This is a genomic window from Streptococcus panodentis (assembly GCF_017884005.1).
Lineage (GTDB): Bacteria > Bacillota > Bacilli > Lactobacillales > Streptococcaceae > Streptococcus > Streptococcus panodentis.
Genome location: NZ_QFAY01000038.1, coordinates 1 through 18093 on the forward strand (window position 1 = coordinate 1; position 18093 = coordinate 18093).

Genomic DNA, 18093 nt, shown 5'->3' on the forward strand with positions numbered 1-18093 from the left:
TTTTGTTGCTTCCTCTCGGAAGCTCTATCTATAACCTCAAAACCTCCACTGGAGCTTTTGAGCAATCAGCTGCCGCGCCAAAAGTTTTTTACCAAAACAAAGCGAGACTGAAGGACTTTTGTCTCAGCCTCGCTGTCCTAGTTTGAAGAGAGTTTCAAAGAGCATTTCTGAATGAGAGACCAAAAAAGGCTGAGACAGCCCGTCTCAACCTGCTCAGCTATGCTGGAAAATGGATCAATCATAGTCCTCAGCCAGTTTCTTTTTTTGATAGCGCAAATAGCCCTTTTCTTCGTCCAAGCGGTAGCTGTGCTGCTGCAAGGCTTCAAACTCATTGTCCAAAGTGTTTTCCAGATTTTTTATCTTCTGCCGAAAGTTGGCAGCTTTCTGCTCAAATTCCTCATTCTGCGGAAAAGTCTCAGCAAAAGCATCCAGCAGGGCCTGCAATTTCTCAAAATCCCGCTGCCGCTGTCTGGCCTGCTCCAGCATCTCCTTATGGGATTTCAGTATCCCATCTATCTCCACCAGAGCCTCTTCCTCTGCCTTGATTTTTATCTCTTTCAGCTCCTTTTCAAGCTGAACATCATCTTCCAGTGTCATATCCGCACCTCCTGATAAAATGATAGCAAAAAAATATTTCAGTTCTATTAAACAAACAAATAGAAAATCAAGAAATCTTTTCTGGACTATGCCTAAGACCTCTGGCGACTCTTTTCAGGGCCTGCTGCAGAAAAGGCGTCAGCAAAAGCAGGAAGACACCCAGAGAAATGAAGGTCATGCGAAACCCCAGACTGTCAATCAGCCAGCCGGTAATAGGGAAAATAACAATCATACTCAGGCTGAACAGCATAGAGTTGACACTGAGCATGGTAGCCCGGACCGGACTGGGCAGGTATTCCTGCAAATCATTGGAAAAGACAGGCTGGTAAAGGGCATAGAGAGTATTGCTGAGCAGATAGACAAGGATATAGACCAAAGGTGTCCCCAGCATGCTCAAGATAAAGACGGCTCCAGTTGCTGCAGCCAAAAGCGGAAACAGCTTCAGCGAGGGCCAAGACTTGCCAATCCGGCTTGCCAAAGCCACAGCTAGGATATTGAGGCCGCTTCCGGCCAGAATGACTGCTGAAATCTGCCAGCCGGCAAGCTCAGGCAGCTCTTTTTGATAGTAAAAGTAAAACATGCACATGAGTACACCCACAATCTGAAAAATAATCATCCAGACAAAAAGACTGGGCCTGTTTTTAAATTCCTGCCGGACCGTGCCGATAATCTTCCCCATGGTCAGCACTTCTGCTTTCTGATGCTGGCGTTGAGGCTCTTTCAAAAAACTAATCAGAAGCATAACCAAGAGCGAAAGGCCAATCATGATATAGTAGGTCACATGCAGATAGCCGTGAACAAAAAAGCCAGCAAGAACAGTCCCAAGGGAAATGGTCGCTTCAGCAACACCAGATATGAAACTGGAAATTTTCAGAAAATGCTCCTTGAGTCCTCCTTCTACAGCTGAATCATAGAGCATAGCCGTCGCTGTTCCCGAGTCGAAATTATAGGCCAAAGCATTGGGAATCATAGCCAGAGCATAGATCCAAAAATTTCCCTGCCCCGCCAGCATGAGGATGCAAGACAGGATGCTGGCCAGCCGGCTCAGATAAAGATTGCTCTTGTAGGAAAAACGGTCAGCCAGCAGGCCCGACGGGATTTCAAAGAGGACGCTGGTCGCATGGAAAATGCTCTCCAAAAGCCCAATCTGCAGCAGGGACATGCCATTCTGATGCAGAAAGAGGAGCCAAAAGCTGACAATGCCAAAGAAGCCAAAAAACTCAACTCCAGCCAGCAGGCCGATATTGCTTCTGTAAGATTTTTTGAACATATTTCTCCTCTCCTGAGTGGATTTCTTCTGCTTTTCTTACTGTTGACCTGCCAAAAAACGCCACGCAGGCGTTTTTTCATTCTGTTTACGGCTTAATCCGATGCAGCATCCGTGGGAATGGAATCGCTTCGCGGATATGCTTGGTACCTGCCACAAAGGTCACCATGCGCTCAATACCGATACCAAATCCACCGTGAGGGACAGAGCCATACTTCCGAAGATCTAGGTAAAATTCATATTCTGACTTGTCCATGCCCAGCTCATCCATCTTAGCAACCAAGGCATCGTAGTCCTCTTCACGCATGGAACCGCCGATGATTTCACCATAGCCTTCCGGTGCCAATAGGTCCGCACAGAGCACGCGCTCAGGATTACCCGGCACTGGCTTCATGTAAAAGGCCTTGATAGCAGCAGGATAGTTAGTGACAAAGGTTGGTACGCCAAAGTAGTTGGAAACCCAGGTTTCATGCGGTGAACCAAAGTCATCCCCCCGCTCAATGTGCTCATAGTCAGCATCGGCATCCTTTTCATGCTCCTGCAGGAGGTCGATGACCTCATCATAGGAAATGCGCTTAAATGGCTCTGACACATATTTTTGCAGCAGGTCAGTGTCGCGCTCCAGCACTTCCAGAGCATGCAGCGCCCGGTCCAAGACACCTTGAATCAAGGCCTTGACATAGGCTTCCTGCAGATCCAATGACTCTTCATGAGAGACAAAAGGATACTCCGCATCCATCATCCAAAACTCCGTCAGATGGCGGCGGGTCTTAGACTTTTCGGCGCGGAAAACCGGACCGAAGTCAAAAACACGGCCCAGGGCCATGGCACCAGCCTCTAAGTAGAGCTGGCCAGACTGACTGAGAAAGGCAGGATTGCCAAAATAGTCCGTTTCAAACAGCTCGGTCGAATCTTCTGCTGCATTGCCAGAGAGAATCGGACTGTCAAACTTGATAAAGCCGTTTTGATCAAAAAAGTCATAGGTCGCATAGATGATGGCATTGCGGATCTGCATCATGGCCATCTGCTTGCGGGAACGCAGCCAGAGATGGCGGTTGTCCATGAGAAAGTCCGTCCCATGCTCCTTAGGCGTGATAGGATAGTCAGTTGACGCGCCGATGATGTCAATATCTGTAATATCCAGCTCATAGCCAAACTTAGAGCGCTCGTCTTCCTTGACAATCCCCTTGACCAAAACAGAGGTTTCCTGACTGAGTTTTTTAATTGTATCAAACTTAGCCAGCCCTTCTTCTTCGCCGAATTTCTCAATGAAGTTCGGCTTGAAAGCGACTCCTTGGAAAAAGGCGGAGCCGTCCCGCAGCTGCAGGAAAGCAATCTTGCCCTTGCCAGATTTGTTGGCCACCCAGGCACCAATAGTGACTTCTTCACCAACATGGTTTTTCACATCAATAATGGATACAGTTTTTTTAGACACGTTTTTTCTCTTTTCTATTTTTATTCTTGATGGCAGACAGCCTCGATATTATTACCATCTGGATCTAGGATGAAAGCTGCATAATAAGGCTGATGATAGTGTGGACGAATGCCCGGACCGCCATTGTCCTGACCGCCGGCCGCAAGCCCTGCCTGATAAAAGGCATCTACCTGCTCCCTCGTCTCAGCATTGAAGGCAAAGTGCGTTGGCTCTGACTCTCCCTGACTCAGCCAAAAGTCCCCAGCTGGCGCTGTGCGCGGCTCTGCAAAACTCACCGCCTGAGGTATATCAAAGGCAATTTTATAGCCCAAAGGCGCTAGTAGCTTCTGATAAAAGGCCTTGCTGACTCCCAAATCCTTCACTCGAATTCCAAAATGATCAATCATATCTGCCTCCTGCTTTCATTGCTAAATGCCGTCTTCCTTCTCGAAAGAAATCGTTTGGACACCCGTCCTATATTTTACCACAAAGCCACTGCAATAGCTATATTTGAAAGTCCAAAAATCAAAAATCTTCAAAAAAGAAAGAAGCGGCCGCACCGCTTCACTGGCCCCAAAAAACAGCTGACAGAAAAATCAGCCGCCTTTTTAAATTCTTCTGTTTCCGTCTTCCAGTAGGTCATGCTGCTCTTCTTAGTATCCACCTGCCCCTGATCATCCAGCTCGATGCGGACCTTAAAATAGCTCCGCTCAATCTGCGGCTTGTATCTGGTCTCATAAACCATGGTAAATTCGCCATAGCCCTGACCGGATAGTTCCTGCTCTGCACTGCCTCCTGGCTGTATTTCCTCTCTGTTAAGGGTCCGCATTTTCAGCTCCAGACCGGGCTGGTAGTCATTGAGATACCAGTCCATCCGAGTCGAGGCATTTTCCTCAAAAAGAATGCGATAACGCCTGCCCTTAGCCTGCAGATGATAGCTGGGATCTCCATTCTTTGACTGGGAAATGGTCGTCCAGCCCTGCTCTGAGCCAAGCAAAGAGCAAGCAGACAAGAAGATCAGACTGACCGTCAGCAGGGCAAAACAGAAAACTTTTTTCATTTCTTAACTCTCCATGAATTCCTTGAGACGGCGGACCGCTTCTTTGAGCGTAGCCATGTCTGTTGCATAGCTGAGGCGGACATTCTCCGGAGCGCCAAAGCCGGCACCGGTCACCAGAGCTACGCCTGCTTCTTCTAAGATAGCTGTTGTAAATTCGGTCACATCGGTGTATCCTTTGATTTCCATGGCTTTCTTGACATTTGGGAAAAGATAGAAGGCTCCCTGCGGCTTGATAACCTCAAAGCCCGGTACCTGTGCCAGCAAAGGATAGATGGTATTGAGGCGCTCCTCAAAAGCCTGCCGCATGCTTTCAACCGTATCCTGACTGCCCTTCAGGGCCTCAAGGGCCGCATACTGAGCGGCTGCTGTCGGATTGGACGTCGTCTGGCCGGCTATCTTGCCCATAGCCGCAATGATGTCCGGCCGCCCAACCGCATAGCCAATGCGCCAGCCAGTCATGGCATAACTCTTGGAAACACCGTTGATGACGACAGTCTGACGTCGAATGTCCTCAGATAAGCTGGAAATCGGCGTAAATTCATGGCCATTATAGACCAAGCGGCCGTAAATATCATCCGCCAAAATCAGAATATTCCTGTCCACAGCCCAGTTTCCGATGGCCCGCAGCTCTTCTGCACTGTAGATCATGCCGGTCGGATTGGATGGTGAATTGAGCACCAAGACCTTGGTCCTGTCCGTGCGCGCTGCTTCCAGCTGCTCTACTGTCACCTTAAAGTCATGAGCCTCTGTCGTCTGGACAAAGACCGGATGGCCTTCTGCCATCTCCACCTGATCGCCATAGCTGACCCAGTAAGGTGTCGGAATCAAGACCTCATCGCCGGGATCAATGACACTCATAAAGAAGGTATACAGGGAAAATTTTGCCCCGGTCGCAACAGTCACCTGATTGGGCTCAATGGCATAGCCGTAGTAAGCGGCAAAGTGCTGCACAATAGCTTCCTTTAGCTCAGGCAGACCGCTGGTCACCGTATAAAAACTGGCCCTGCCGTCCTCAATAGCCGCAACAGCGGCTTCCTGAATGTTCTTGGGCGTTGGAAAATCCGGCTCTCCCAAAGTCAGGGAGAGAATATCCCGCCCTTGAGCTTTTAAGGCTTTGGCCCTCGCTGCTGCTGCCAGCGTGACGCTTTCTTCCATTTTTAAAACACGCTTTGATAATGTCATAAACCCTCCTTGCTGATGAGCTGACCGCTCTCAAACCCAATATTGTAGTAAACGCTGCCTGACCTGACTTCCCAGATGGGCTGGTCTTCAAAATAGCCGAAGGTCACCTTGTCAATAGCTCCCGCCCCCTGCTCCTTGGCACGGCTCTCAGCCTCCTTCTGACTGATGCCGTCTGCCAGCCGGTAGACACGAATCTGGTTTGACCCCTTAGAGATCAGCACAGCTTGCGCTGTCTGGCTGCTGGTCTTGCCAATCAAACTATAGTAAGACTCCCTGCCATTATAGATGGAAAAACTGTCCACTGTTTCCAGGTTTGCATATTCCTTGGCAATGCTGCGCGTCTCCTCTTTGGCTGACTGCCTCGGCCGCATAGAAAACTGCAGAATCACCAAAAATGAGCAAACAAGCACTGCTAAGACGATTAAAATCCCTATAATATACTGCCCAATAGGGAATGGGGCTTTCTGTCTGTTTTTAGATTTCACCCTGCCATTATACTACAAATACTCTTATTTTTCTATTCTTTTTCAACTTTTGATTTTTCTTAAAATTCCTGAACCAGATTCTTGCACTTATTACTATTTATGGGTATAATATTATTATGAAGATTACAGACGATTTAAGCAAAGAAACAATGCTTGATTTAAAAACGATGATTGTCTTTCACAAAGCCGAAAGAACCATCCGTGCTACCGAATCCCAAATATTTAAAAAACATGATCTGACACCGACCCAATTCTCCGTATTGGAGACTCTTTACAGCAAAGGAGAGCTGCGCATCCAGGATTTGATTGACCGCATACTGGCTACTTCAGGCAACATGACCGTTGTCATCAAGAATATGGAACGCGACGGCTGGATTGTCCGGACCTGCGATCCCAACGACCGCCGGGCTTTCCTGATTGGCCTGACCGAGCAGGGACGCCAAAAAATCGAAGCCGCCCTGCCAGAACATATCAAAAATGTACAAAATGCCCTGTCTATTCTTCCGCCTGAGGATAAGGAGGAGCTGATTCGGATTTTGAAAAATTTCAAAAAGCTAAGCTAATTAATTGCTAATTAGTGCTAATTGTTGTAACATAGATTGTGACAAGAGGCCAGACCCTCTTAAAAATAAAAATGATAAGGAGACAAACCAATGTCTAAAGTGTTATTTATTGTCGGTTCCCTGCGTCAGGGTTCCTTTAACCACCAGTTGGCTGCTCAGGCTGAAAAAGCTCTTGCGGGCAAGGCTGAAGTTTCCTATCTTGACTTTAAAGATGTGCCATTCTTTAATCAAGATATTGAAAGTCCGGCTCCTGCGGCTGTCGCTAAGGTCCGTCAGGAAATCTTGGCTGCTGATGCCATCTGGATTTTCTCACCGGTTTACAACTGGTCCATTCCGGGCGTTGTGAAAAACCTGCTCGACTGGGCTTCACGCGCACTGGACCTCTCAGATCCTACCGGCCCTTCTGCTCTCAATGCTAAGGTTGTAACTGTTTCATCTGTTGCCAACGGCACTTCATCGGATGAAGTCTTTAAGCAATACCGCAGCCTGCTGCCGTTTATCCGCATGAACCTCGTGGACCAGCTGACAGGTGTCAGCATCAATCCAGAAGCATGGGGAACCGGCCAATTAGCTGTCTCAGAAGACAAGCTGGCAGAACTCTCTGCCCAAGCGGATGCCCTCTTGTCTGCTATAAACTAAAAAACGATAAAAGAGAAAAAAGAAAAAGAAAAAATCTTATAAGACACCAACCCCTCGCAATCACTGTGAGGGGTTTTATCGTCATTTAGTTTATCTTTTTATTACGTCATTCGCTCGCCTCGCTGAAAGTAGGGCAACAATCGGTCAGACGGAGTCTTTGATTTTGTCAGCAAGTCTTAGACCTGAAACAGCCTGGAATCAGGCTGTTGCACTCCCACTGTCAGAACGCCAACAAGCAGCAAACCGCAGCCCAGATTCCGATTCGATTATTTAGCCGAGGTCATTTGTGCCTCTCCTTGTAGTCTTCAATACCATCTTAGGATTCTAGCTATTCTGCAAGATTTCATTTTCTTTCCGTTCTCTCCGTTGACCCGACCATCTGATGCACAGCATCAGGACTGTCAGACGAAGAATCAAATAAACCAGACGAAAGATTTTCATCTTGCCAAGAGCAGACAAGAACTTCTCCCTTGCATGCTCGATTTCTTGATGTAACTGACTAACCGTTTTGCCTGTTTCCTCTTTAATAACAGCTGCATTTTTTGAAATCAAATAATAATCTTGGTCTAAAGTTGTGGTATAGGCTCTGGATATTGGTTCATCTAAGAAAAAATATACCCTATCAGCATACTTATCCTCAGACAGAGTATAGTAACTTTCAGCTTCACTCTCCCATTTTTTAGGAAAACTAGTTATTCTAATATTTTCATAATCTAAATGCATAATTCCATCTAAAACATCATTAGTCCATTCTTCCGCGTAGTGGTAAAGCTTTACCTTTCTATTTACCATTGGCCAAACCATAACATACCGACTGTGCATGAATTCCTTGGTCAAGGCTGTGTTGCTAGCCAGACTGGTCGCACCTATCTCATATACTGACCAAATAAGCACCACGAGCATAAAGAAAGCTTGATTTGGTTTGTTTTTATAATAGTTTTTCATTCTTTTTAACATTTTACTCTCCGGTAGAAGGATTGGGTTTATTTAAATCCTTTTGGAAATGTTGGATAGCATTCATGAATTTTTCAAATGTTGATGATTGTTCACTAGAATTAGAAGAAACGTATAATTTATAAGTTTCCTCTAACTTCTTCATTCCTTTCATGTAATCTCCTTCTCCAATGTTTTGAACAAATTCATAAGCTCTATGGCCAGATGTTCTCTCGACACTATCGTAGTATGAGTTTGTAACATCAACAGCGCTATCTCCGTCCTTCATTTTATAGTAAATATTAACAGCGTCTAAATCTGAACGATAGTCATCGTTACCAAGACTAGGCGAAAGTCCCATAGCACCAGCTACATCACCTTGCCATCCTGCTAAATCGTCTTCATTTTCAATTAAATGATTATCTGTATAATAGGCAGAAATAGTTGCGGCCATATGAGAATAATCTATTGTTCCTCCAAATTGTGACAATAATTCTCTTACTCTTACTTTCTGCTTCTCGTCTAATTTATTATAATTTCCTTGCCCATAAGCTTTTTCAGAAGCTAAATTCAGTTTCCCTTTAATCTCATCATTTGTATCTCCCTCTTCAATCTTTTCCAACCCCGTAAAATTATGCTGATTCTGAATGGCCTTCTGAATCGTATTAATCTCATCGTCTTTTAACCCATATTTTCTCAAAACAGATTCCATTCTATCATTAATACCGACATTTATACCGTTTATCCCATTTGGGCTATATAATCCACCGACAATTTGCCAAGCTTCATAAGATTTATCGCCATAAGAGTAAGAAGCAACTATTTTAAAGAATTCTATATTTGCTTTCTGAGTCCCATATTTCTTTTCTATCATGTGATATAAATTTAGTAATATTTCTGATTCAGTTCGACTAAATCCATACTGTTGTCTAAGAGTCTGAATAAATTTCTCTTTTTTAGTTATTGGTATATACGTTTCAATCTCCTGCTCCTTCATCTTAGTCACCCAGCTCATATCCACTTTGCCAGCCACATAGCTGCCGTCGCTGTTTACCGGCAGCTGACCGAGTGACATAGCCCCCTGAATAGCCAGACGCAGGACTTCCAGACTGTCGCTGAAATAATTGGAAACCTGAGCCACAAACCACTCCAGCTTGTCAATTTTTTCCTGAATTTCCCGAATGCCGATATTCAGCTGAGTTTCAAGCTCTGTGAGGGCAGTAGTTTGCGCCAGCAGAGTCCCCAGCTGGCCCGACAAGAGAGCACCGGCCTGGCGGAAGAAACCCTTATTGGCTTTAATCTGCTTGTCAACTGCCGCCAGCTGCTGCTCTCTGATTTTCAGCTCCTCTTTCAGCAGGTCCAAATCCAGCGTTCCATACTCGGCTATCTCCGCATCTGTGCTTTTGTAAGAAGCCAGCTCTGCCTGGATATCATCAATCGCCGCCTGCTGCTTCTTGATAGAAGGGATGATGACATCCTCAAAAAGGCCCTTGCCTGCCGTATAGGCCGCCCCCTGCAGTTCCCCTGAATCCAGCGAAGCCATCAGATGGTCGCAGCCTCTGGACAGGCGGTCAGTCACATCGTTGGCCGCCTGCAGGTTATTGGTCATGGCCTGGATAAGCTGAGCCGAATCCTCTGCACTGTATCTCACTCCCATGGCAGACTATTCCTTTCACAAGATACAAAGGTCGTTGAAAGAGCAAAGCGAAAATAGGAAAGTCAACGAAGGAGCGACTGCTCCTAGGAGACTTTATCTTTTTCGCACTGCTCTTAGACCGCGTTCAATTCTTTGATTAATTTTTCTCTTTTTTCTTCTAAAGAATTGATGGCCTTGCGGCCGAGCTTGTCCAGTCTGTCAGACTGCTTGTCCACATAGTTCTGCACCTGCTGTCCCTGTGAAAGATTGGCTTCCACAGCGGAACCGATATTCCCATACGGACTATAGGGATAGTCCTGCAGCAGAGTGTTCATTTTATCAGTTAAATACTGAAAATCTGTATAAAAATCTTCCAAAGACTTCTCAAATTTTCGCTTGAGCTCCATAAAGTCATCTTCCGTCCGCTCTGCTTTCTGGATTTTCTTGTAGAGTTCACAGCGCTTGTCTTCGCTTTTATCTTTCCGGTACATGCTCAGCCCTCCCAGCGCTTGGCCTCTTCCACATCGCGCTTTTCTATTTTTGCGGCAATTTCTGGAAATTTATTAGCTTGCGTGAGAACAGCTGCACTAAAGTCAGAAACCGCCTGCAGCATTTGATTGCAGGCCTGACGACCGTTTTCACTCTCAGCAATCTCCGTCGTATAGTTAAACGCGACTTGTTTGTGCCGCTTGTCGCTGGTATCAACACCTACCAGCTCATTGACGGCATTCTGAGCAGAGATAGTGTTTGGCTTGATTTTTCCATAGACTAGATAGTCCTTGGAAATTTCATATATTTATAACAAATCTCTCACCAAAAATTATAAAAGTATTCCGAATGCCAACTGTGCTTTTTCATCCTTCCTTGACATAAACCAGCTCTTGCTCACTGGACAGATCTGGTCGGTAGGCAAAGCCGGCAAAGTTCAGTGTCTTCATTTGCTCTGCTTCGGTTACTTGATTCTCTATCAGAGCTGTCAGAAAGTCGCCGCGCGCTTTCTTGGAAATGGTCGAGTGGACCTTTAGCTGTCCGGCTCGGTCTTCTAAAAACTTAAAGCAGATCATACGCTGGCGGACTGCCTTTGAAAAGACTGTTTCAAACTCGCTGGAGAGGAGAGAAAATACCGCCTCTTCTTCTGCCAGAGCTTGGTCATAGGCTGTTTTCCAAAAAGTCTTGAGGCTTTTTCCGTCTGGCTTAAGCGGCATCATAAAATCCAGGCGGTGGGGCGCGATGGGCTCCAAGGCCGGAAGGATACCATAAAGGGCCGACGTGATGGCAAGATGCTTCTGGATATACTGCCTTTCTGCCGCGCTGTAACCCTCTCTCTTGATATGGCGGTACATGAGACCGTCAAAGAGATAAAGGGCTGGCGCATGCTGTGCTTTCCCCTCTCGCAAAGCCTGAATGGCCACAAACTCAAGGGCAGCCCGCTCCGGAGATATTTTGTAAAACTGAGCCAAGTCAGCAGCTGAAAAAGCGGCCAGCTGATCCAGAATGGTCTGGGTCTGCTGGGAAAGCGGCTTGGCAGCAGCCGGCTCAGCAGACAGATTTAGCTCCTTAGCGGTTGGAATCAGTATTTTCATGATAATTTTCCTTTTTCTTCAGTGAATATGGCTGCTGGCCCATTTCCCCCACCGGCTTTGCAGCAAGCAGCTGCCGATGACAAAGCCCAGCAGATTGGTCAGGATGTCGCCCAGATCAAAAATGCCTAGATGAAAGAGATACTGGCTTCCCTCCACCAGACTGATAGCCAGAGTAAAAATTGCCGCAGATTTCCAAGAAGGCCTGCAGAGAAATCCTAAGGGAATAAACATGATGACATTCATGGTCGGTACCAGCTTGTCTCCGTAAATCCAAAGATAGACAAAGGACTGCAGATTCAGACTAAATCCCTGCAAACCGATATTTTTCAGAAAGAGGGTATAAAACAAAACTAGGAAATACAGGCCGTAGCTGCTCCAAATAAGCCAGCGGGGAAGATGCTGACGGGTCAGACTGCGAATAAAAAGAAAGCTGAGCAGGGTCAGCAGCAGGATAATACCAGCCGGAATCAGCCGATCTTCTTCAGGCCATCCCTTATAAAAGACCGTGGCCACATAGGTATAGAAGAAGGTCCCGTACAGCCAGACCCAGAAAAGCAGACTGGCAAGGAAGGCTGCAAGCTCCAATAGATATCTTTTCATTTCAGACCTCCTTTTTAAGATTATAACAAAATTCAGACGGACATTCTATTTTTTCTTGACTTTATATCCAGAAGATGTTATCATCTAGTTATAAAGACTAGATAAGAAAGTGATAAAGATTTGAACGCTCAACACCCCTTTCCCAAATGGGATGAATTGCCAGATCTGGATCTGTATTTGGATCAGGTTCTGCTCTATGTAAACAATGTCTGCGGACCTTCTATCTCAGCTTCTGACAAGGGATTGACCGCCTCAATGATCAATAACTATGTCAAGCATGGCTACGTTGCCAAACCGGTCAAGAAAAAATACCAGCGTCGCCAAGTAGCCCGTCTGATTGCCATTACGACTTTGAAGACCGTATTTTCTATTCAGGAAATCTCTGCCACCCTCAACATGCTGCATGAGGAGACAGACTCGACAGAACTCTATAATGAGTTTGTCGCTTACATGAACGGTGAGCAGCGAGAGGTCACACCGATTATTGCCAGAGCCTGCCAGACCGTCAAGCTCTACCAAGAGACCTTAGCCTTGATACAACTGCCGGAAAAGGAGGAAGAACACCTTGAACTACGCGCTTAAACTCAGTAAAAAACTATCCTTCGGCGAAGAAATTGCTAATGCCGTAACCCATGCGGTCGGGGCTGTCCTCATGCTGATTCTGCTGCCTATTTCAGCTATTTACAGCTATGAAGAGCATGGGCTGGTATCTGCTGTCGGCACTTCTATCTTTGTCATCAGCCTGTTTCTCATGTTTCTGTCATCAACCATCTACCACTCCATGTCCTACGGCACCCCCCACAAATACATCCTGCGGATTATCGACCACTCCATGATTTACATTGCCATTGCCGGCAGCTACACACCGGTCGTGCTCTCGCTCATGAACGACTGGAAGGGCTATCTGATTATCGTCATTCAGTGGGGAACGACCATCTTCGGCATTCTTTATAAAATCTTTGCCAAGAAGGTCAATGAAAAGTTCAGTCTGGCCCTTTATCTGATTATGGGCTGGCTGGTTGTCTTTATCATTCCGCAGATTATCAGCCAGACCGGGCCGGTCTTTTGGGGCCTCATGCTGGCAGGCGGCCTCTGCTACACAGTCGGCGCCGGCTTCTACGCTCAGAAAAAGCCTTATTTCCACATGATTTGGCATCTCTTCATTCTGGCCGCTTCTGCTCTGCAGTATATCGCTATTGTCTATACCATGTAATATCGTCATTTAGTTTATCTTTTATTACTTTGTTAGCTCGTCTTGCCGTACGCCAGTACTGTCTGCGGCTCGCTGCCTCGTACTAAAAGCAAGCTAAAAGACTATACACTTCGAAAATCTCTGCAAACTAGGTCCTCGGGTGACTGTTGGGGATTGCTGATGTTTTTCACTGAATCTAAAAAAGGCTGAGGGTTTCCTCGCCTTTTATCATCTTTTAGTTTGCTTTTAAAGGCTGGTGATAAGACCGACCCAGTCAGCAACATTGACAGAAATCTTCGAAAGGGATTATTTTGTTCTGAAGGGCAGCCTGAAAGTCTGGAGCCCTCTTTTTAAAATAGGATAAAGGATAGGGACGGCTATCACGGTCACCGCTGCCGAGCCAAAAGTCCCGGCAATCTTGTCAATAGAAGCCAGCAGGGCCTGATCCAGCGGCAGATTGGCTGCCAGAATATTGATCAGGGCATAGCGCACCAGATTGAGCAGGATTTTGATAAGCGCCGCCCCGACAGCAACTGTCAGGATTTGCAGCGGCTGATCCTTTTCCTGAAAAAGCCGGTCATATACAAGATAGACCACGAGGCCGACAGCCGCCGCTTCCAGCAGAATGACCGGGATTTCGGCAGCATAGCCATTGAGCAGGTCAAAAACAGCCAGACCGACCGCTGCCGCCAGAAAGCCCTGATAAAGACCAAAAAGCAAAAAGGCAATGACCACCAAGGCGTTGCCCAAATGAACAAACTGGGCCCCCAGCGGAATGCGGAAAAACTGGATGCTGACAAAAATCAGGGCAGCGTAAATACTTAAAAAAGCAAGGGAACGAACATCAAAATGGGATTGTTGCATCGTAAAAATCTCCTTTATAATCTATCTTCCTCAGACCTTACAGTCCGACAGGCAGTGAAAAGCGAATCTTGAGCATCAGCCCGCAGCATGACCGAGAGATGGGCGGGGATGCTTCAGTCTCGGCTGGCAGCGGCTATCAACCGCTGCCAGCCGCTGAAAATCCGTCCAGAGCTGAGCCAAGTGAGGCTGGTAAAAAACACCCAGACGGAGGTCTGCCCCCCGCTCCACAGTCGAGAGCAAACTCCTTGAGACAAAGTCCAGTATGAGGGGCAGCATCTGCTCCAAGGGGACTTTCTGGATAAAGGCTGCTGCGGCCAAGGCCGTCACCATATCGCCGGTCCCGTAAAAATGCTGGGGCAGTCTGGAGCCCTGAAAGATGCAGAAACTCCCAGTCTCTGAGTCATAATAAGCAAAACCAATCTGGTCTTCAGCTGTCTGCACCCCTGTCAGCAAGACCTGCTTTGCTCCCAGCCCGGCCAGTTCCCGGCAGATCTCTTCCAGCACTGCCTCCGGCAGCAGCTCTCCCGAATAGGGCCGATCCAAGAGCAGGGCTGCCTCGGTCAGATTGGGCAGGACCAAATGAGCCTGACTGACCAGCTGCCGCATGGCTTTGACATACTGCTGATCAAAGCCGTGATAAAGCCGGCCCTTGTCTCCCATGACGGGGTCTGCCAGCAGCGGAAGGTTCTTTTCCTTGGCAAAGTCCAGAATGGAAGACAGCTGCTCCGGACCTGCCAAATAGCCTGTCAGAAGAGCTGAGAAGTCCTGCTCTAAGCTCCGCCACTGCTGCAAAAATGCCTGCAGGCCCTGTGTGTAATCCTCCACATAGACATCGGGAAATCCGCCGGTATGGGAAGAAAGGAGCACTGTCGGCAACAGGGCCGTTTCTATCTGGCATGCAGCCAGTAAGGGCAGGGCAGCCGCTGTGGCAACCTTCCCCAAACCAGCAATATCATTGGCAACAATCAAAGGCTTAGTCACTGGAAAGCCTCCTCTCTTTATCTATGCTTTCTATTGTAAAATAGGTGAAATTGAGTTACAATAGGAAAAAATCCTATCTGTACGGGGACAGTTTTTATGACCAAGGCAAAATACCAATCGATTATTGACAAAATTATCAAGGACATCCAGAAGGGAAGGCTGGCAACCGGGCAGAAGATTCCTTCCGTCCGCAGGCTGGCAGAGCGCTACCGCTGCAGCAAGGACACTGCCCAAAAAGCCCTGACCGAACTCAAATACCAGAAATATATCTATGCTGTTCCCAAAAGCGGCTACTATGTGCTGGAAAATCATCAGGAGTCCAAGCAGGACTTGGAGCTGCCAGTGACAGACGACCGCCATCAGGCCTATGAAGACTTCCGCCTCTGTGTCAATGAGACCCTGATTGGCCGGGAAAACTATCTCTTCAACTACTATCCCCAGCAGGAAGGTCTGGAAGAGCTGCGGAAATCCGTCCAGCAGCTGCTGCTGGACTCGGCTGTCTACACTTCGCTGGACCGGCTGGTCCTGACCTCCGGGACCCAGCAGGCCCTCTATATCCTCTCACAGATTGACTTTCCCAATCAGAAAGAGACCATTCTGGTCGAGCAGCCTACCTACCACCGGATCAACGACTTGCTGCTGGCTCAAGATCTGCCTTATGAGACCATTGAGCGGACTCCGCAGGGGATTGACCTGCAACAATTGGAAGAAATTTTCCAAAGCGGAAAAATCAAGTTCTTTTACACCATTCCCCGCTTTCACTATCCCTTGGGTCACTCCTACAGCCGCAAGGAAAAGGAAGAGATTCTCCGCCTGGCCCGGCTCTATCATGTCTATATCGTGGAAGACGACTATCTGTCCGACTTTGACAGCAGACGGGAGCTGACCTTTCACTATCTGGATGACTGCCAGCAGGTCATCTATATCAAATCCTTCTCTACCAGCCTTTTTCCGGCTCTGAGGATTACCGCTCTCCTCCTGCCCCCAGGCATCAAGGAGACCTTTATCGCCTATAAAAGCGCTGTAGACTATGACAGCAATCTCATCATGCAAAAGGCCCTGTCCCTCTATATTGACAGCCTCATGTTTGAAAAAAACCGTCTGGCCCTCCTGCAGCTGCAGGAAAGGGAAGCAGAGAGAGCTCAGCAGCTCGCCGACCAAGCCCAGCTTGCCCTGCCTGTCTATCCGACCAAGGATGGTCTGCTGCTGGATTTGCGGCCGCTCCCTTCTGTCAGCGCCCTCAAACACAGCGGCCTGCCGCTTGATTTCTTTGAAACCAGCTATGCCAGTGACTGCCCCTATCACTATGCCAAGCTAGCATACGATGGCTTAGAAGAAAATCTAGAAAAACTGAAAAATCGCATGTTGATTTTGGATGAGTATAAAAAGGCTAAAAATCCCTGACCTATGGTATAATAGGATGATATGACAAAAGACAATACTAGTTCAAACAAATTATACAAACTACTCTTAGCTTTATTAAGCTGTGTCTTGGGGCTGTCGTTTCTGTTCATGATGCTGAAAGATGTCTCGTCCACTAACTGGTACCAGAGTCGATTTCACGGGTGGCAGACCATAACGGCTGAGGTGAGCGGGTTTACGACCAGTCCGGAAAAACGCTCTACACCCGCTTACTACCCTATTTATCACTACATTGTTGATGGCCAAACCTACCAGGGATTTTCAGACCTCTATCAAGATGAAGTGCCTAAGTCTGGGGAAACCATTAGCATTCTCTATAATCCCAAGTCGCCTGAGCAGAGCCAATATAAGAATGACATCCCAATCCCTATCCTTGTACTCATGCCATTGCTGGGATTCTTATTATTTATGGCATTGGCTGCCGGCTCCCTCTATCAGGCCTTTAATCCCCCACAGGAGCCAAAGCCGCAACCCAAGGCTGCAAAAAGCATCAGCATCGTTAAGGGAAGAGTCCGTAAACCGCGGCCCATTGTATCCTTAGTTAGCCTAAGCCTGGTTATGATAGCCCTCACTTATATCTGTATCTCTGCAACAGGGCAATTCAAAGTTGTATTTTATGGTTGGAAAACTACATCCGCTCAAGTCCTTGACTATGATGTGTATGAAACTGGAGGAAGAAGAGGAGGAGGTGGTGGAGGATTAAGTCTTTATAGTAGCATCTACCAATATCAAGTAGACGGCGTGGCTTATGAAGGCCATTCTGTTCTCGGTAGATTTACACAACCCAAAATTCAAAGTCAAATCTCTATTGCCTATAACCCTGAGTATCCCTATCAGAGTGCTTCTAGTGAAAACCATCATTTCTTTTATATAGTCTTCTTGCCTGGCTTTAGTCTAATGCTAGTCGGCAAGATTCTCTCTCTAATCATTGCTGCTTGGATAAAGAAGGCTAGACTCGCTCAAGCCAGAAGACTAGGGCCTGTCTATGGCGGCTACATTGTCGAGGTAAGCCCTGCTGAACAGTTCAGCCGCGGTAATCCGCTGCATGAGATCTGGCTTGAATTTGACATCGACCAAGTGCCTCATCAAACCAGCATTTGCCTTCCTTTAACAGAGAATCATTTCATCTCTTACAGCCAGAATCCTAGCCCTATCCCAGTCTATGTGGATCCTCATGATGATAGTCAGTTCCTGGTTGATGACAATGACATCTATGCCATCACAAATCAAATACGGATCAGCTGATTTCCCTCCCAATGCCAGTTCTCGCATCATGGACCAGCAGCTGGCTGTCCTACCGTCTTGACCTGCTTTGAGGTGACAGACTGACTGGCCAAAAAGGCCGCCGCACCTTCCCTTAAGATGAAGGTGGTATGAAGACACGAAGGTACCGTTGGTTGAAGGCATTTTTAAACTCCAATTATTCACACATATCACAAAAACCATCCAGATTCCCTGATAGGCCAAGGATTCTGGATGGTTTTCTTTTTTCACCCATTGGGTGAAGGATTTTACTGGACAGCCTCACTCCCCCGGACTGAACGAAAGCCGAGGCTGAGACAAAAAGACTTCAGTTTCGCTTTGTTTTGGTAAAAAAATCTTGACGCGGCAGCTGATTGCTCAAAAGCTCCAGTGGAGCTTTTGAGGTTTTAGATAGAGCTTCCGAGAGGAAGCA

At 47.1% G+C, this 18093-nt stretch carries 21 protein-coding genes; 6 read left to right on the top strand and 15 right to left on the bottom strand.

What is annotated here, in order from left to right; translation table 11 throughout:
• Positions 1-234 precede the first annotated feature (234 nt).
• The 7 genes from DHL47_RS12470 to DHL47_RS12500 all read right to left on the bottom strand — a co-directional run bounded on the left by DHL47_RS12470 (position 235) and on the right by DHL47_RS12500 (position 6005).
• Positions 235-597 carry a hypothetical protein gene (locus DHL47_RS12470; protein WP_128837477.1) on the bottom strand — a complete coding sequence of 121 codons (363 nt, stop codon included), beginning with the start codon at positions 595-597 and terminating at the stop codon, positions 235-237.
• A gap of 67 nt (positions 598-664) precedes the next feature.
• Entirely contained in the window at positions 665-1867 is a 1203-nt protein-coding gene (locus DHL47_RS12475; RefSeq protein ID WP_209552094.1) for an MFS transporter, read from the bottom strand.
• Between the two features lie 85 nt (positions 1868-1952).
• Entirely contained in the window at positions 1953-3299 is a 1347-nt protein-coding gene (gene asnS / locus DHL47_RS12480) for an asparagine--tRNA ligase (protein WP_209552095.1), read from the bottom strand.
• A gap of 20 nt (positions 3300-3319) precedes the next feature.
• The gene (locus DHL47_RS12485) at positions 3320-3685 is read right to left on the bottom strand and encodes a VOC family protein (protein ID WP_209552096.1); all 366 of its coding nucleotides are present in this window, start codon (positions 3683-3685) and stop codon (positions 3320-3322) included.
• Between the two features lie 128 nt (positions 3686-3813).
• Positions 3814-4338, bottom strand: coding sequence for a hypothetical protein (locus DHL47_RS12490; RefSeq protein WP_245335634.1), 525 nt, complete (start codon positions 4336-4338; stop codon positions 3814-3816).
• 3 nt (positions 4339-4341) lie between these two features.
• Positions 4342-5520 carry a pyridoxal phosphate-dependent aminotransferase gene (locus DHL47_RS12495; RefSeq protein WP_209552097.1) on the bottom strand — a complete coding sequence of 393 codons (1179 nt, stop codon included), beginning with the start codon at positions 5518-5520 and terminating at the stop codon, positions 4342-4344.
• On the bottom strand, positions 5517-6005 hold the full coding sequence (locus DHL47_RS12500) for a cell wall elongation regulator TseB-like domain-containing protein (protein WP_209552098.1): 489 nt from the start codon (positions 6003-6005) through the stop codon (positions 5517-5519). Before DHL47_RS12500 ends, DHL47_RS12495 begins: the two co-directional genes overlap by 4 nt.
• A gap of 116 nt (positions 6006-6121) precedes the next feature.
• Between DHL47_RS12500 and DHL47_RS12505 the strand changes: the two genes are divergently transcribed.
• Positions 6122-6568 (top strand): MarR family winged helix-turn-helix transcriptional regulator, encoded by a 447-nt coding sequence (locus DHL47_RS12505; RefSeq protein WP_128837479.1) that lies wholly within the window; start codon positions 6122-6124, stop codon positions 6566-6568.
• 90 nt (positions 6569-6658) lie between these two features.
• The gene (locus DHL47_RS12510; RefSeq protein ID WP_209552099.1) at positions 6659-7207 is read left to right on the top strand and encodes an NADPH-dependent FMN reductase; all 549 of its coding nucleotides are present in this window, start codon (positions 6659-6661) and stop codon (positions 7205-7207) included.
• Positions 7208-7531: 324 nt separating this feature from the next.
• On the opposite strand, the gene DHL47_RS12515 is transcribed toward DHL47_RS12510, so the two are convergent.
• The 6 genes from DHL47_RS12515 to DHL47_RS12540 form a co-directional block, all read right to left on the bottom strand.
• Positions 7532-8164 (bottom strand): hypothetical protein, encoded by a 633-nt coding sequence (locus tag DHL47_RS12515; protein ID WP_209552100.1) that lies wholly within the window; start codon positions 8162-8164, stop codon positions 7532-7534.
• Position 8165: 1 nt separating this feature from the next.
• Positions 8166-9797 (bottom strand): ATP-binding protein, encoded by a 1632-nt coding sequence (locus DHL47_RS12520; protein ID WP_209552101.1) that lies wholly within the window; start codon positions 9795-9797, stop codon positions 8166-8168.
• 113 nt (positions 9798-9910) lie between these two features.
• Complete coding sequence (locus tag DHL47_RS12525; protein WP_209552102.1) at positions 9911-10267, bottom strand: cingulin; 357 nt, start codon at positions 10265-10267, stop codon at positions 9911-9913.
• A 2-nt stretch (positions 10268-10269) separates the two neighbouring features.
• Positions 10270-10563: a TIGR04197 family type VII secretion effector gene (locus tag DHL47_RS13460; protein WP_128836344.1), complete on the bottom strand. Its 294-nt coding sequence runs from the start codon at positions 10561-10563 to the stop codon at positions 10270-10272.
• Between the two features lie 67 nt (positions 10564-10630).
• Positions 10631-11359, bottom strand: a complete 729-nt coding sequence (yaaA, locus tag DHL47_RS12535; RefSeq protein ID WP_128836261.1) for a peroxide stress protein YaaA — start codon at positions 11357-11359, stop codon at positions 10631-10633.
• Between the two features lie 18 nt (positions 11360-11377).
• Positions 11378-11959 carry a VanZ family protein gene (locus tag DHL47_RS12540; protein ID WP_209552104.1) on the bottom strand — a complete coding sequence of 194 codons (582 nt, stop codon included), beginning with the start codon at positions 11957-11959 and terminating at the stop codon, positions 11378-11380.
• Positions 11960-12079: 120 nt separating this feature from the next.
• Between DHL47_RS12540 and DHL47_RS12545 the strand changes: the two genes are divergently transcribed.
• Together DHL47_RS12545 and trhA are read left to right on the top strand one after the other, a co-directional pair.
• The gene (locus tag DHL47_RS12545) at positions 12080-12541 is read left to right on the top strand and encodes a DUF1836 domain-containing protein (RefSeq protein ID WP_128836260.1); all 462 of its coding nucleotides are present in this window, start codon (positions 12080-12082) and stop codon (positions 12539-12541) included.
• Positions 12525-13172, top strand: coding sequence for a PAQR family membrane homeostasis protein TrhA (gene trhA / locus DHL47_RS12550; protein ID WP_128836258.1), 648 nt, complete (start codon positions 12525-12527; stop codon positions 13170-13172). The genes DHL47_RS12545 and trhA overlap by 17 nt, the downstream gene beginning before the upstream one ends.
• A 285-nt stretch (positions 13173-13457) precedes the next feature.
• Here the strand turns inward: trhA and DHL47_RS12555 are convergent, their stop codons facing one another.
• Together DHL47_RS12555 and DHL47_RS12560 are read right to left on the bottom strand one after the other, a co-directional pair.
• On the bottom strand, positions 13458-14015 hold the full coding sequence (locus tag DHL47_RS12555) for an ECF transporter S component (protein WP_209552105.1): 558 nt from the start codon (positions 14013-14015) through the stop codon (positions 13458-13460).
• Positions 14016-14090: 75 nt separating this feature from the next.
• Entirely contained in the window at positions 14091-14996 is a 906-nt protein-coding gene (locus tag DHL47_RS12560) for a pyridoxamine kinase (protein ID WP_209552106.1), read from the bottom strand.
• 96 nt (positions 14997-15092) lie between these two features.
• On the opposite strand from DHL47_RS12560, the gene DHL47_RS12565 reads away from it, so the two are divergent.
• Together DHL47_RS12565 and DHL47_RS12570 are read left to right on the top strand one after the other, a co-directional pair.
• Positions 15093-16400, top strand: a complete 1308-nt coding sequence (locus DHL47_RS12565) for an aminotransferase-like domain-containing protein (RefSeq protein WP_209552107.1) — start codon at positions 15093-15095, stop codon at positions 16398-16400.
• 21 nt (positions 16401-16421) lie between these two features.
• A complete protein-coding gene (locus DHL47_RS12570; protein WP_209552108.1) occupies positions 16422-17663 on the top strand; it encodes a DUF3592 domain-containing protein in 1242 nt (413 codons plus the stop codon).
• The last annotated feature ends 430 nt before the right edge of the window (positions 17664-18093 follow it).

Excerpts from the sequence above, each read along its gene's own strand:
- DHL47_RS12490 (WP_245335634.1), bottom strand. The coding sequence starts at position 4,338 with ATGAAAAAAGTTTTCTGTTTTGCCCTGCTGACGGTCAGTCTGATCTTC.
- DHL47_RS12485 (WP_209552096.1), bottom strand. The coding sequence starts at position 3,685 with ATGATTGATCATTTTGGAATTCGAGTGAAGGATTTGGGAGTCAGCAAG.
- DHL47_RS12555 (WP_209552105.1), bottom strand. The coding sequence starts at position 14,015 with ATGCAACAATCCCATTTTGATGTTCGTTCCCTTGCTTTTTTAAGTATT.
- DHL47_RS12515 (WP_209552100.1), bottom strand. The coding sequence starts at position 8,164 with ATGTTAAAAAGAATGAAAAACTATTATAAAAACAAACCAAATCAAGCT.
- DHL47_RS12525 (WP_209552102.1), bottom strand. The coding sequence starts at position 10,267 with ATGTACCGGAAAGATAAAAGCGAAGACAAGCGCTGTGAACTCTACAAG.
- DHL47_RS12470 (WP_128837477.1), bottom strand. The coding sequence starts at position 597 with ATGACACTGGAAGATGATGTTCAGCTTGAAAAGGAGCTGAAAGAGATA.
- DHL47_RS12495 (WP_209552097.1), bottom strand. The coding sequence starts at position 5,520 with ATGACATTATCAAAGCGTGTTTTAAAAATGGAAGAAAGCGTCACGCTG.
- DHL47_RS12540 (WP_209552104.1), bottom strand. The coding sequence starts at position 11,959 with ATGAAAAGATATCTATTGGAGCTTGCAGCCTTCCTTGCCAGTCTGCTT.
- DHL47_RS12570 (WP_209552108.1), top strand. The coding sequence starts at position 16,422 with ATGACAAAAGACAATACTAGTTCAAACAAATTATACAAACTACTCTTA.
- yaaA (WP_128836261.1), bottom strand. The coding sequence starts at position 11,359 with ATGAAAATACTGATTCCAACCGCTAAGGAGCTAAATCTGTCTGCTGAG.
- DHL47_RS12475 (WP_209552094.1), bottom strand. The coding sequence starts at position 1,867 with ATGTTCAAAAAATCTTACAGAAGCAATATCGGCCTGCTGGCTGGAGTT.
- DHL47_RS12520 (WP_209552101.1), bottom strand. The coding sequence starts at position 9,797 with ATGGGAGTGAGATACAGTGCAGAGGATTCGGCTCAGCTTATCCAGGCC.
- DHL47_RS12565 (WP_209552107.1), top strand. The coding sequence starts at position 15,093 with ATGACCAAGGCAAAATACCAATCGATTATTGACAAAATTATCAAGGAC.
- DHL47_RS12510 (WP_209552099.1), top strand. The coding sequence starts at position 6,659 with ATGTCTAAAGTGTTATTTATTGTCGGTTCCCTGCGTCAGGGTTCCTTT.
- DHL47_RS12505 (WP_128837479.1), top strand. The coding sequence starts at position 6,122 with ATGAAGATTACAGACGATTTAAGCAAAGAAACAATGCTTGATTTAAAA.